This window comes from Psychrobacter pulmonis, assembly GCF_904846465.1.
Taxonomy (GTDB): domain Bacteria; phylum Pseudomonadota; class Gammaproteobacteria; order Pseudomonadales; family Moraxellaceae; genus Psychrobacter; species Psychrobacter faecalis.
In genome coordinates this window covers 465102-478229 of record NZ_CAJHAT010000002.1, presented here as the reverse complement: position 1 = coordinate 478229, position 13128 = coordinate 465102, and the positions used below count along the sequence as shown (strand labels likewise).

Annotated in this window: 12 protein-coding genes; 6 read left to right on the top strand and 6 right to left on the bottom strand. The window is 42.4% G+C overall.

What is annotated here, in order from left to right; all coding sequences use genetic code 11:
* Nucleotides 1–645 precede the first annotated feature (645 nt).
* Nucleotides 646–2349, top strand: coding sequence for an NAD+ synthase (locus JMX70_RS05780; protein ID WP_191691894.1), 1704 nt, complete (start codon nt 646–648; stop codon nt 2347–2349).
* 298 nt (nt 2350–2647) lie between these two features.
* Complete coding sequence (locus JMX70_RS05775) at nt 2648–3925, top strand: hemolysin family protein (RefSeq protein ID WP_201590354.1); 1278 nt, start codon at nt 2648–2650, stop codon at nt 3923–3925.
* Nucleotides 3926–4017: 92 nt separating this feature from the next.
* On the opposite strand, the gene JMX70_RS05770 is transcribed toward JMX70_RS05775, so the two are convergent.
* Complete coding sequence (locus JMX70_RS05770; protein WP_201590352.1) at nt 4018–4782, bottom strand: YggS family pyridoxal phosphate-dependent enzyme; 765 nt, start codon at nt 4780–4782, stop codon at nt 4018–4020.
* A gap of 369 nt (nt 4783–5151) precedes the next feature.
* Between JMX70_RS05770 and JMX70_RS05765 the strand changes: the two genes are divergently transcribed.
* Nucleotides 5152–6207: a type IV pilus twitching motility protein PilT gene (locus JMX70_RS05765; protein WP_200662539.1), complete on the top strand. Its 1056-nt coding sequence runs from the start codon at nt 5152–5154 to the stop codon at nt 6205–6207.
* 167 nt (nt 6208–6374) lie between these two features.
* Complete coding sequence (locus JMX70_RS05760) at nt 6375–7496, top strand: PilT/PilU family type 4a pilus ATPase (RefSeq protein ID WP_201590350.1); 1122 nt, start codon at nt 6375–6377, stop codon at nt 7494–7496.
* A gap of 139 nt (nt 7497–7635) precedes the next feature.
* Here JMX70_RS05760 and fur read toward each other — a convergent pair whose 3' ends face one another.
* Nucleotides 7636–8070 (bottom strand): ferric iron uptake transcriptional regulator, encoded by a 435-nt coding sequence (gene fur, locus JMX70_RS05755; protein WP_068406404.1) that lies wholly within the window; start codon nt 8068–8070, stop codon nt 7636–7638.
* Nucleotides 8071–8382: 312 nt separating this feature from the next.
* On the opposite strand from fur, the gene JMX70_RS05750 reads away from it, so the two are divergent.
* Nucleotides 8383–8802 (top strand): outer membrane protein assembly factor BamE, encoded by a 420-nt coding sequence (locus JMX70_RS05750; RefSeq protein ID WP_201590615.1) that lies wholly within the window; start codon nt 8383–8385, stop codon nt 8800–8802.
* Between the two features lie 22 nt (nt 8803–8824).
* Here the strand turns inward: JMX70_RS05750 and JMX70_RS05745 are convergent, their stop codons facing one another.
* The 4 genes from JMX70_RS05745 to JMX70_RS05730 all read right to left on the bottom strand — a co-directional run bounded on the left by JMX70_RS05745 (nt 8825) and on the right by JMX70_RS05730 (nt 11964).
* Nucleotides 8825–9223, bottom strand: a complete 399-nt coding sequence (locus JMX70_RS05745; protein ID WP_227514961.1) for an RnfH family protein — start codon at nt 9221–9223, stop codon at nt 8825–8827.
* Entirely contained in the window at nt 9211–10350 is a 1140-nt protein-coding gene (locus JMX70_RS05740; protein ID WP_201590348.1) for a hypothetical protein, read from the bottom strand. Before JMX70_RS05740 ends, JMX70_RS05745 begins: the two co-directional genes overlap by 13 nt.
* Before the next feature lie 271 nt (nt 10351–10621).
* Entirely contained in the window at nt 10622–11290 is a 669-nt protein-coding gene (locus tag JMX70_RS05735) for a c-type cytochrome (RefSeq protein WP_144297406.1), read from the bottom strand.
* A 338-nt stretch (nt 11291–11628) separates the two neighbouring features.
* The gene (locus tag JMX70_RS05730; protein ID WP_201590346.1) at nt 11629–11964 is read right to left on the bottom strand and encodes a c-type cytochrome; all 336 of its coding nucleotides are present in this window, start codon (nt 11962–11964) and stop codon (nt 11629–11631) included.
* Between the two features lie 396 nt (nt 11965–12360).
* Between JMX70_RS05730 and yihA the strand changes: the two genes are divergently transcribed.
* A complete protein-coding gene (yihA, locus tag JMX70_RS05725; protein WP_227671176.1) occupies nt 12361–13116 on the top strand; it encodes a ribosome biogenesis GTP-binding protein YihA/YsxC in 756 nt (251 codons plus the stop codon).
* Nucleotides 13117–13128: the final 12 nt, after the last annotated feature.

Below are 13128 nucleotides of genomic sequence, written 5' to 3'. Positions count from 1 at the left end.
TTTCTCTATATTTAGAAGAGTAAGCCCAAACATAATAACGGCTTATTATGCCTCAAAGCCTACCAAATAAATAAGGCTATGTTGTAATCTTTACTTACAATTACCTGCACGCTATCGGCACCAATATTATTAAGTATTAATAGGTACTTTCAAAAATACCTTATTAGAATCATTGCTTTAAAACAATAGTTATTTATTTGCTTTTTAATGACTTCTACGCTGACAACTTGCGCGCTAAATCACTGTGCAGTTCTATTTGTGCAGACAATTGATGTTATACTAAAGGGATTAATTTGCAAATTTAAACGCTGTTAAGCAGGTTTGCTGTTATTGGTTTATAGCAAAATCAGCCCTAGCGTTTTTAACACTATTTCTGAAAACCTTTATTGATTGCCCTATTCTAAGCGGTTTTAAGCACTACCATTTAGAGCAGCGCCGCATATTTTAGTAATACCGATATTCATTGTATTAATGGCTATCCAAGTGCCGCGCTCAGCATAGGCTCACGATTTATGAGCCTTGATATGGGGGCATAAGTGCATACTCATATTTTGCATTACTTTCATAACCTATTTTGCTTTGGTTTTATTTAAAACCCAGCTAGATTCAATACATTTACACAACCTATTGATAGGAACAATAACAATGTCAAAAGACACCACCAAAGATACTGACAATCCCAACTTTAATTCGTCAAACGAGGCCAATACAGGCTCTAAATCGCAAGACAGCGTTACTTTTGCGTTAGCACAATCGCATTTTTTGGTCGGCGATATCACCGCCAATGCTGAAAAAATGCGCGCCCTTGCCCTACAAGCCCGTGAGCAAGGCGCTGATGTCATCATTTTCCCAGAGCTTGCTTTATTAGGCTATCCTCCGCAAGATTTGCTGCTACGTCCTAGCCTATCTGGCCGTGTCAAAAGCGCACTGTCTAGCCTGAGTGATATCGATGATATCGTGATGATCGTGGGCTATCCGCATGTCGATCATCATGGTACCTTTAACTCGGCGGCGATTTTGCATAACGGTCATCAAAAAGGCTTTTATCATAAGCAAATCTTACCAAATTATGGCGTTTTTGATGAGCGTCGTTATTTTGATAAAGGTCGCAATCAAGTCTTATTTGACTATAAAGGCATTACCATTGGTCTGCTAATCTGCGAAGATTTGTGGGAAAAAGGTCCGATTGCTGAGCTTAAAAAACAAGGTGCTGACCTTGTGGCCTGCTTAAATGCCTCACCGTTTGAGATTGAAAAACAAGACAATCGTAAAACCATGCTCGCCAAACGTAGCCGCGAAAATAATCTGCCAATTATTTATCTTAATGCCGTTGGCGGGCAGGATGATTTGGTATTTGACGGCGGCTCTATGGCCATCCAATCTGATGGCAGCGTTGCTCATGAAGCGTCGCGCTTTATGAATCAGCTCATGCTGACGACGTTTGACGTAAAAACCGCAAAATTCGATATGCAAACAAAAGCGCCATTGTCATTAAGCCGCGAGTCGGAGATGTACCAAGCGTTGGTCGTCGGTTTGCGTGATTATGTCAACCTATCCGGCTTTACTGGTATTATTGTTGGCTTGTCAGGCGGTATCGACTCAGCGTTAACCTTATGTATCGCTGTCGATGCGCTGGGTGCTGATAAAGTCTATGCGGTGATGATGCCGTACGAATATACTTCTCAAATCAGTTTAGAGGACGCGCAAGCGCAAGCCCGCCGCTTAAACGTTTCTTATACGGTTTGCCCGATTTTTGACGCCGTTGAAGGCATACGTCATACTTTAGCGCCATTATTTAACAAATCGCCTGCTGATACCACCGAAGAAAATATCCAAGCGCGCGCTCGCGGTGTGGTACTAATGGCCTTGTCTAATAAATTTGGGCATTTAGTCATCACTACGGGTAACAAATCAGAGCTAGCAGTTGGTTATTCGACTTTATACGGCGATATGGCAGGCGGTTTTGACGTACTAAAAGACGTTTATAAAACGCAAGTTTATAAGCTTGCCAGCTATCGCAACCGTTTAGAAGACACGCCAGTTATTCCTGAGCGCGTTATCATACGTCCGCCATCGGCCGAACTACGTCCTGATCAAGAAGACCAAGATAGCTTGCCAGACTATGATGTGCTAGATGGTATTTTGATGTCGTATATCGACGAAGATATGGGCTATCAAGATATTGTCGATAAAGGATTTGATGCCGATTTGGTCGCTAAGGTGATTAAAATGGTTGATAATAGCGAATTCAAACGTGCTCAAGCGCCGATTGGGACTAAAATCAGCCATAAAGCCTTTGGCCGTGAACGCCGTTTTCCTTTAGTCAATAAATGGGCGGTAAAAGGCTAAGCGTCAACGACTAAAGTTGCTATTTCAACCTTTTAGATGTCTCTGTAGTCTGAATATACTACCCTTTAGATAAAGGCTAAAAGGTTGAATAACTTTACGTTTCTATATAATTTGATATAATATAATTAGAATGTTTCATAATAAGCTGGGTACTTACCCAGCTTTTTTAGTTTTTATTGATAAATTTTTCTTTATATAAGACTCTTTGAATAAATAATTAAACCCAGTTCTCTACTTTTCTTTATTTCAACTATTACTTTCAATTTAACTACCCTACCTATCGTTATCCGAGTCCGTCATGAGTTTGCTAACCGCTAGTATCTTTCTTTTATTATTACTGGCTTTAAGTGCCTTTGTTTCTGGGGCAGAAATTGCTATCGCTGCTGGTCGCAAGATTAAGCTGCAAATCATGGCAAAAGAAGGCGAAGTCCGCGCCCTTGATGTGCTGCATATGCAAGAGAATCCTGGTGGATTTATTACGGTAGTGCAAGTCGTGCTTAATGCCGTCGCCATTTCAGCAGGTGCGGTTGGTGAGTCGGCGATTAGCCCGTATTTACAGCTGTTGGTTAAGAATGAAGCGGTGTCATCGGTTATCTCTTTCGTCGTGATTACCAGCTTGTTTTCCCTACTTGCCGATTTGATGCCCAGACGTTTGGCGATGTCTAATGCAGAAGTTTTTGCGGTGCGGCTGGTACGCCCTATGATGGCGCTGACATTTATTTTTAAGCCCGTTATTTGGATCTTTGATGGCGCAGCAAACCTCATTTTTGAGTTTTTTGGTATCTCAACCACGCGCCAAGATGACATGACACCAGAAGACATCTATGCAGTGATGGATGCGGGCGCCGAAGCTGGGGTAATTAAAAAACAAGAACACCATCTGATCGAAAATATTTTTGAGATGCAAGAGCGTACCGTCACCTCAGTCATGAATCCGCGTGAGCATATCGTCTATTTTGATAGTGAAACCAGCACCGAAGAAGTGGTTGAGGTCATGATTGCCCAGCCACATAATAAGTTTTTGGTCTGCGAGGAAGACGATTTAGAGCAAATTATCGGCTATGTAGAGTCGCGCAGCTTTCTAGCTTTGGTACTCAATCAACAAGAAGTCAGCCTAACCGATAAAGCCCTATTAAAACCGGCATTATTTGTACCTGATACCTTGTCTTTGTTTGAAGTCTTGGAGATGTTTAAATCGACCGGCGCCGACTTTGCCGTGATCGTCAATGAATATGGCTTGGTGGTTGGTGTCATTACCCTGCGTGATGTAATGAGTATTGTCATGGGAGAGCTGGTCACAGTTGAGGAGCAGCCTATCGTACAGCGCACCGATAACTCTTGGCTTATCGATGGCATGACGCCCATTGAAGATGTGGTTCGCGCGCTCGATATCGTTAATTTACCGCGCAGTCAAAATTATGAAACCATTAGCGGCTTTATGATGTATATGCTGCGCAAAATTCCTAAGAAAACCGATACCATCGAATACGCCAACTATCGCTTTGAGATTATCGCGACTGACAATCTGAAAATCACCCAGCTACTCGTCACTAAACTGGAAGAAAAAGTTTTGTAAAAGTGGCATTTCGAAGTGCACTTTACGATAAATAACCGTATAAATTTAGAGAGTTTGACCCTCAATTAATGGGTTTAATAAGAATACAGAAATCAGGTACGCGCCCCAAATATCGCCGTGCCGACACGTACCATCGTAGAACCATTGGCAATCGCGGCGCTCATATCATCACTCATGCCCATACTCAGCGTATCCCACTGCTTTAATTCCGGATATTCTCGCTCGATACTATCAAATAACTGCTTAGTACGAGCAAAGGCATCGGTATTGGCTTTTGCGGGAATAATCATCAGCCCGCGCAATTGCAAGCGCTCGTAATCTTTAATCGCGCTTATCAAGTCTGGCAGCTCAGCTGGCAGACATCCTGACTTACTGTCCTCGTTATCAATATTGACTTGTATCAACACATTAAGCGCTGGCAGCTCGGCTGGGCGCTGCTCATGTAAACGTTTGGCGATAATCTCACGCTCAAGCGTTTGCACCCAATCAAAATGCTCAGCAATATCGCGGGTTTTATTACGCTGAATACTGCCAATATAATGCCAAACGATGTGTTCACAGTCTGCCTGTTGTCGTAAAGCTTGTATTTTCTCAATAGCCTCTTGCAAGTAGTTCTCACCAAAATTATACTGCCCTTGCCGCGCTAACGTCGCAATCATCTTAGCAGGTTTGGTTTTAGACACTGCTAATAAAGTAATGTCTTCTTTCTGCCTTTGCCCTTGTACAGACGCTTGCGCCATCTGCTCGCTTACTTGCTGCCAATTTTCAATCAATTTTGCCGCATCAAAATCATCTCCATTATTTTTTTTACTAGCTAAACTCGTAGCGTTAGTTTGTGGTGTAGAGGTAGTGTTCATAAAAAACTCACAGAAATATTAGGGGATTATTTTATTAATTATAAATAGAAGGAGCTATGAAATTAAGCAGTTAAAATTTTGATAAAAAACAGACATAAACTTATATTAACAAAACAAAGTATATTTGAATTATTTTTACATTTTATTCATATAGTAGATGGTTAAATAGCAGCAGGCTTGTTATCATATTGTTACATAGTCTAACTCATGCTACTGAAAAATATATTAATAGTAACAGCAAAGACTACAACTCTTTTAAATAAGCTAAGTTAAATAGTGGCATAGAATCGTAAAGTATCATAATTTTTAAGCGTTTCTTTGTCCATTCTTGTTTGGCTCATTTTTGTCTATCAATAGGGATATTTCACTATGGCTGAAAAGCATCATTTAAACATCGAAGACTTGTTGCGCTTTACCGTTAAGCACAAAGCGTCGGATTTACATATTTCAGCCGGTATGCCAGCGATGATTCGTGTCGATGGTGAGATGACCCGTATTAACATGCCTGAAATGACGCATCAAGTGGTGCATCAGCTTATTTATGACATCATGAATGATAAGCAACGCGCTGACTTTGAAGAGTTTTTTGAGACCGACTTCTCTTTTGAGATTCCAAATCTAGCACGTTTTCGTGTCAACGCCTTTAATCAAAACCGCGGCGCTGGCGCTGTTTTTCGGACCATTCCTTCTAAAGTTCTTACTATGGAAGACTTAGGTATGGGTGACGTCTTTAAACGAGTATCTGACTTTAAACGCGGTGTGGTACTGGTCACAGGTCCAACGGGTTCAGGGAAATCTACCACGCTTGCTGCCATGATCGATTATATCAATGAAACCCGTAAAGAGCATATTTTAACCATTGAAGACCCGATTGAATTTGTCCACGAGTCTAAAAAGAGCTTGATTAACCAACGCGAAGTCCACCGCGATACCTTAGGTTTCGAGCCAGCATTGCGCTCTGCCCTACGTGAAGATCCAGACGTTATCCTCGTTGGTGAGTTACGTGACCTTGAGACCATTCGCTTGGCATTGACCGCCGCTGAAACAGGGCATTTGGTCTTTGGCACCTTGCACACCAGCTCTGCTGCCAAAACCATTGACCGCGTCATTGACGTCTTCCCTGCAGCCGAAAAAGACATGATACGGGCGATGCTCTCAGAGTCGCTACAAGCGGTCATCTCACAAACGCTACTACGTCGGCAAACCGGCGGACGTATTGCTGCTCATGAAATCATGCTGGGCACGCCTGCGATTCGTAACTTGATACGTGAGAATAAAATCGCGCAGATGTACTCTGCTATCCAAACTGGTGCAGGTGAAGGCATGATTACTCTTGATCAAACGCTTAAAAACTTGGTTTCAAAAGGCACAATCAGTAAAGATGTCGCTCGCCCTTATGCCAAACAACCTGAAGCCTTTATTTAGTATGGGTTTACATAGTATTAAAAGTTTTAACATAAATTTTTGTTAAAGTTATAGATAAACGATCATAAGTTTTTACTTAGCTTTATTTATTTTCAACGGTTGTTATTGCCCGCTTTAAAAGTTTATTGCAGCAGTTTTAAACTATATATTCCAAATGTAGGTACGTTATGGACATTGATAAGCTTTTACAATTAATGATTAATAAAAACGGCTCTGACCTTTTTATTACTGCTGATGTCGCGCCGTCCATGAAAATCAATGGCAAAATTTTGCCCGTTGGTAAAACGCCGTTAACCGCTGACCAAACCATGAGATTGGTCAAAGGGGTGATGACCCCAAGCCAGCAAAAAGAGTTTGATGAAACCAACGAGTGTCAATTTGCGATTTCAGATCAAGCGCAGCAAGCGCGCTTTCGGGTCAGTGCCTTTATTCAGCGCGACATGGCGGGGATGATTTTACGGAAAATCGAAAATAAAATCCCCACCGTCGAAGAGCTGCGCCTACCCCCAGCGCTAAAAGAGCTGGCCATGAAAAAGCGCGGTATTATCTTACTCGTTGGCGCGACAGGTACAGGTAAATCAACTACCCTTGCGGCGATGATTGGACATCGTAATCAGAATTCACACGGTCATATTATTACCATCGAAGATCCGATTGAGTTTGTACATAAGCACCGCGGTTGTATCATTACCCAGCGCGAAGTCGGTATCGATACCCATTCTTTTGAGGCAGGTCTTAAAAATACCTTGCGCCAAGCGCCTGATGTGATTTTGATTGGTGAGATTCGTAACCGCGAGGTTATGAGCTACGCGATTCAATACGCTGAAACGGGGCATTTGGTCTTTGCAACTTTACACGCCAATAACGCCAACCAAGCGATTGACCGTATCATTCACTTTTTTGAAACCAGTCGCCATAATCAGTTGTTTATGGATTTGTCCTTGAACTTGCAAGCTATTATTGCTCAGCAATTGATTCCAACGCCTGATGGTAAAGGACGCCGCGCTGCTATTGAGATTTTATTAAACTCACAGCTGGTCAGCGACTATATCCGTAAAGGCGAGGTGCACGAAATCAAAGATGTCATGACGCGCTCACGTGATAGCGGCATGCAAACCTTTGACCAAGCGCTGTTTGATTTATATGAAAATGGTGAAATCACTTATAAAGAAGCCATTCTGCACGCAGACTCCCCTAACGATTTACGCTTAAAGATTAAGTTAAGTGGTAAAAATGGCAACGTCAACCTAGATGAAGGTGCCGATAGTTTATCGTTAGATATCACTTAGTATGGCATGACTTACTCACCTAGAATTTTCCAAAAAAGAGCCCTCATCACATATGAGGGCTTTTTTTGGCGTTTCAGTTAATATTTAGACAGTAATAGACTATAAATTATCAATATCAGATAATCGTTTTCTCAAACGCTTATTTAGCGTTGTCTCTACAGGCTTGATTATCACAAATACCGTACAGCACCAAAGAATGACCAGATAGCTTAAAGCCATGCTCTGCCGCTACTTTGGTCTGCTCTTCTTCAATGGTTTTGTTATGGAACTCGACGATTTTGCCGCAGACATCACAAACCAAATGGTCATGATGCTCTTCTTGAGTAATCTCAAACACTGATAAATTGTTTTCAAAGTTATGGCGCTCAACGATACCGGCTTGCTCAAACTGGGTTAATACGCGGTAAACGGTTGCCAGCCCCACATCTTCGCCTTGATCAATCAGCGCCTTATACACTTCTTCAGCACTCATATGATGCAGCTCTGCACTTTCAAGCAGCTCTAAAATTTTGATACGTGGTAACGTTACCTTTAAACCCGCTTTACGTAAATCTTGATTGGTAAAAGAAGCCATAATATCCCTTCTGACTATGAAAGTCTTAGCAAATGAATTCAAAAAACAGGAGTTAAATAAACATCAATAGTTAATAATAAGTGCTGATAAAATATAAAAATAATAAAAAATGAACGATTATGCAGAGCATTTTTTGCGAAAAATCGCTGCCAAGTGTTTGAATTTAAAATATAAATAATAAAGGCGGTAAAATAGCACTTGGTAAATAATGTCGTAAGTGGTAGGCAATTGCAAGTAAATGACGTATCATTTGTGCAAGATTGCCTGCAAGACCCACATTATCGGTTTTTAGCGGCGCCTAACCCATTTTTTATGAGTCATTTTACCATGATAAAGACCTTTAATTTTCGTTCGTTAAGCTCTGCAAACGCATTACGTAAGATTGCCATGACGACTATGCTCGGTGCTACTGTGGCTATGTCTGGCTGCTCGTTACTGAGTGTCTATAAGATTGACTTGCCCCAAGGCACTGCCATTACCCAAGCGCAAGCGCAAAAAGTGCAAGTGGGTATGAATCAAAATCAGGTGCTTTATATTCTTGGTAGCCCAGCAATCAGAGACACGCTCACGCCAAAACGCTGGGACTACATTTACGACTATAAAGCCGGAACAGAAGGTCGCCGTAAAGGTATCGCCGATGTCAAAAATGCCAGCCAGCATTTGATTGTTTATTTCGATGATAACGGTATAGTGACCCGCATTGAAGGTATCGATAGCCTGCCTGCATCATAAGTCTGATAGAAATTTCTAAAAACTAACCGCGAGATTTATTTTTGCGCTGAGACATGGGATCAGCGCTTAAGCTGCGATATACCTCTACCCGATCAGACGGCTGCAATATATAATTGAGTGGCTGCTTTTGCGCGTATACCCCAACATGCCAGCGCTTAGCCGTTGGCGTCATCGTATTGGCAACCTGCTCGCACCAGCTTGCTAGCTCTTCAAACTGTTTTAGCCAACCTGCCTGAGCCAAGGCCTCATACAAAGTTGTGCCCTGCCTAACTTGAACAGTTTGATAATGCTGACGCGTCGCCTCTTCTGCATACGCCAGAAATACTGTTATCAAATCACTCTGCTCAGCCTGAGTTAGGTTAACGTTAACCTCATCTTTATCAGCTGTACTATGGTTAGCAGCAGTCCTCAGCTTAACCACTGCATCACCCAACCGATTAACGCTAACAGTAATGCCAGCGGCACAATAAGGCGTATCGCCACCCGCCACAAGTTATAAAAAGCTTCATTGCCAAAGTTTAAAGACTTACGCAAGTGGCTAATTTTCATCTGCCAACCAGCAAAGACGGACAATAACAGCACGGCGATACTACTGATAATCACCAAAATACCGACTAGCCAATTGGTCGGTATGGCGACAACTAACAATAGCGCTAGCACAAACGTTAACACCACACTGACTAGCAAACCAAATTTATGCGCCAATTGCTGCGTACTATAATGGAGCAAATAGCTGACCACAAACAGCACCCCAACCCAATAAAGTAACTGCCCAATCGGTGGTAGCGCCATGCCACTGATAAATAAAGCGACCACACCAACCACTAGCTGTAATATCCAAATCGGTAATACCAGCTTGGTTGCGCGATATGCTTGCGCGGCACTATTACGAGTGGTTTGCGCATTGTGATTATCAGCCCTTACCGCCGTGACCGTTTGCTTGCTCACTAGGTGTTGACCAAACCAGTATAAACCTGTACCCGCACCGACGCTCACTAATGCCAAAGCGACGGCGCGCGCCCACTCGCTCAAGCTGACATCGGTCATGGCAAAAGCGATATTTGGCAGACCGTTGGCCACACCCAATAATAAACCGACCAGCATTAAACCTAAGCCAATTGGTAACGGCGCCACGCCTAGTAAGCTTAATAAGACGGCGATAACCATCAATCCTGCAGCAATGGCGAAGCTTGGTATATTAGGTACGCTATTGAGCTCCGTCAAGGCGGCTAAAATGCCGGTGCTTGCTCCCGATATGACAAGCGCAGCAATGAGGATAGAAACCAATGCCGCAAGCCAGCCAAAACTGCGCCAAAAGGTGCTGGCATCGGCTTCGCGTGTAAGCTTTTGCATACCTGCTAACGGTGCTTCAGCACTACGATAAGCCAACGCAATTTCCGCATAAACGACGGGCAGCGAAACCAATACCATCGCCAACAGCCACAGCAACCAAAAGTCAATCTCGCCTATGGATGCAGGCGCAAACCAGCGAAATAACAATAACGGTAGCAGCGCGGCGATAAAGTAAGAAGCATAGCGAATCATCATAATCTAAATCCAAGCGATTCAAAGTGAATAATAGTTAAGGCTATAAAGTACTGATAGACATCTATATTTTCTATGATAGCGTCATATGAAAGCCGCTTAATTCTTATAAGGGTTATCAAAGCTTATGCAAATTATATAAGGACTAATAGTTATAAAAAAACCCCGAAATCGGGGTTTAAGAGCTAAATTATAGCGGCGGCAGCAAATTGTTTCACTTATTATATAATCTCACTAAGCGCGTCAAAGTGCGAGCCGCTACATAGGGAGCAGATTAGTGAATCGCGCTCACATAATCTGACAAGATACGAATATCGCGATCAGATAGTTTGGCCGCAACCATCTGCATCATACCCATCTCGCCTTCTTTTTCCGCATCGTTAACACGTTTTTGCTCGTCGCTATCGATATCATCAACACGACCAGCAGCACGGAAAAGCTTTAGCTGAGTGGCAATATATTCAGCGTGCTGTCCGCCTAAACGCGGAAATGCAGCCCAAACGTTACCCGCCGCATCTGGACCATGACAGCCTGCACAACCGATAACGCCACGGGATTTGTCACCACCTAAAAATAGCTTAGTCGCTTCTTGCGTCGTCGCAGGATTACCAAATGCGACGCCCCAAGGTTTTTGGCTGGCATAATAACCTGCAACGTTGGCTAAATCTTGCTGAGACAAATTGGCAACTTGCGACTGCATGATACCGTTTTTACGGTAGCCTGATTTATAATCGACCAACTGCTTATATAAGTACTTTACGTTTTGACCGCCAAGATTTGGCTGTGCTGGCACAGGACTGACACCATCAACACCATGACAAGCCGCACAAACGGTTTCGGCAATTTGCTTACCTGCATTGACGTCATGTTCAGGAACAATAATAGCAGCTTGTACGCTGAAACTTGCAACACATAAGCTGGCGGCAGCGATTAACTTTTTCATTGATACAAATCCTACTAACTCGACGTAAGCATTATTTAGAGTGATTGCATTATCAAAAGCCGCACCCACTACAAAGATAGCATCTGATCAGCTACGCTATGTATTACGCGGTCTTTATCACAAGCAGCCCGAAAGTACTTACTAATATCAGGGTTTATTTTGGATTATTATAGCAAGACTTTTTACTATTTGCCTACTTAATCGTAGCATTGGTTATTTTTTCTGGCGGTTCGACATTTATTCACTTAATAAAAAAAACAAAAAGCGCGATAGGTTTGTTAACCTAGCGCCCCATATCGTTTATCTCGACAGTTATTTGAGCTTTAAACGCTTGCTTATTACTTGCTCATATACTCGATAAGCTTGCGATAATCCTCATCACTACAGTTTTGGCATAAGCCACCCGCTGGCATTTGAATCATGCCATTTTTGACAGACTTAACCAACGCTGGCATACCTTTTTGTTTGATAAGCTGTTGCCATTTGGCACTATCGCCTTTTTTAATCGCATTGAGTGCGCCACTATCGTGACAGGCGGCACATGAGTTATTATAGGATGTTGCAATATCGGCGGCGCCTGCACTACTGATCGTCGCCATACCAATGATTAAAGCAGCACTACTGGCAGCTAAGAAACGATAGCTTTTGGCAAAAATGTCGGTGATTGAAAACATAAGACACCTCGTATCTTTTTCGTTTGCTTAATCCATGATTTTATTAAGCGTTTATTGTGCAATTGTCATTCACTTTATCTGACTAAATATTGTAACAATATATGTCATATTAATATATATAAATATGGTTTAGCTTTGTTAACAACGTTTATTTAAATAAAAATCGGGGCTCAAACACGATTTTATTTACGGTTATGTTGTCATTAATATGAGGGTAATTGCCTTTATTTCAATAACTAAGCGCTATAATAGTATAGAATAGGCGTTATCCTAAAATGCTCATGTTATTAACGGCCTACTTTTGCCGCTCACCTATTTTTGGCTTTGCTTACTGCCCTATTTTATTCACAAACTTTTCACTACTGTATCTAATTTTTTAAGATTAATGAGTCATTTATGAGTACCCCGTTTAAAGATGTCGCCGCCGAACATGCGGATTTTAATACCAAAGCCCGTCAGCGCATTCAGCAAACTGAATTTATGACGTCCGCGCCGACTTTTCGTCTTTGTCCGCCCGATGTTGGGCTTGAAGTCGCTTTTGCTGGTCGCTCGAACGCGGGAAAGTCGTCCGCTATCAACGCCCTAACCAATCAGCGCCAACTGGCACGTTCGTCTAAAACGCCTGGGCGTACGCAAATGATTAACTTTTTTAGTATCGGCGATACCGATACGCGTTTGGTTGATTTGCCGGGTTATGGTTACGCGGCGGTGCCACTTGAGATGAAAAAAGAATGGCAGGTTGAGCTTGAAGAATATCTGGTATCGCGCTCAAGTCTAGCAGGTTTGGTACTGATGACCGATATCCGTCATCCGCTTAAGTTCTTTGATGAGCAAATGCTACATTGGGCAAAAGATGGCGAGTTACCCGTGCATATTTTGCTCACCAAAGCCGATAAGCTTAAATATGGCGCATCTAAAACTGCCCTGCTTAATACCCGTAAAAGACTTAAGCAGTTGGGTTTAGACTGCACGATACAGTTGTTTTCCGCATTAAGAAAAGAAGGTCTTGATGAGCTGGCAGGCGTCATGGGTAATTGGTATCAATATCAGGCCAAGGAGGATAAAAATGCTGAAGCGTCTGTTATTGAAAACCAAGAAAATAGAATAGAAACTAGCGACCAAAGCGCTGATAAGCAAAAACGTACTGAATAAATTATCGTATTT

Bases quoted from the DNA above. Each gene is read 5' to 3' on its own strand.
- JMX70_RS05765 (WP_200662539.1), top strand. From the start codon at position 5,152: ATGGCTGAAAAGCATCATTTAAACATCGAAGACTTGTTGCGCTTTACC.
- JMX70_RS05780 (WP_191691894.1), top strand. From the start codon at position 646: ATGTCAAAAGACACCACCAAAGATACTGACAATCCCAACTTTAATTCG.
- JMX70_RS05750 (WP_201590615.1), top strand. From the start codon at position 8,383: ATGAGTCATTTTACCATGATAAAGACCTTTAATTTTCGTTCGTTAAGC.
- JMX70_RS05775 (WP_201590354.1), top strand. From the start codon at position 2,648: ATGAGTTTGCTAACCGCTAGTATCTTTCTTTTATTATTACTGGCTTTA.
- JMX70_RS05735 (WP_144297406.1), bottom strand. From the start codon at position 11,290: ATGAAAAAGTTAATCGCTGCCGCCAGCTTATGTGTTGCAAGTTTCAGC.
- yihA (WP_227671176.1), top strand. From the start codon at position 12,361: ATGAGTACCCCGTTTAAAGATGTCGCCGCCGAACATGCGGATTTTAAT.
- JMX70_RS05730 (WP_201590346.1), bottom strand. From the start codon at position 11,964: ATGTTTTCAATCACCGACATTTTTGCCAAAAGCTATCGTTTCTTAGCT.
- JMX70_RS05740 (WP_201590348.1), bottom strand. From the start codon at position 10,350: ATGATGATTCGCTATGCTTCTTACTTTATCGCCGCGCTGCTACCGTTA.
- JMX70_RS05760 (WP_201590350.1), top strand. From the start codon at position 6,375: ATGGACATTGATAAGCTTTTACAATTAATGATTAATAAAAACGGCTCT.
- JMX70_RS05770 (WP_201590352.1), bottom strand. From the start codon at position 4,782: ATGAACACTACCTCTACACCACAAACTAACGCTACGAGTTTAGCTAGT.
- fur (WP_068406404.1), bottom strand. From the start codon at position 8,070: ATGGCTTCTTTTACCAATCAAGATTTACGTAAAGCGGGTTTAAAGGTA.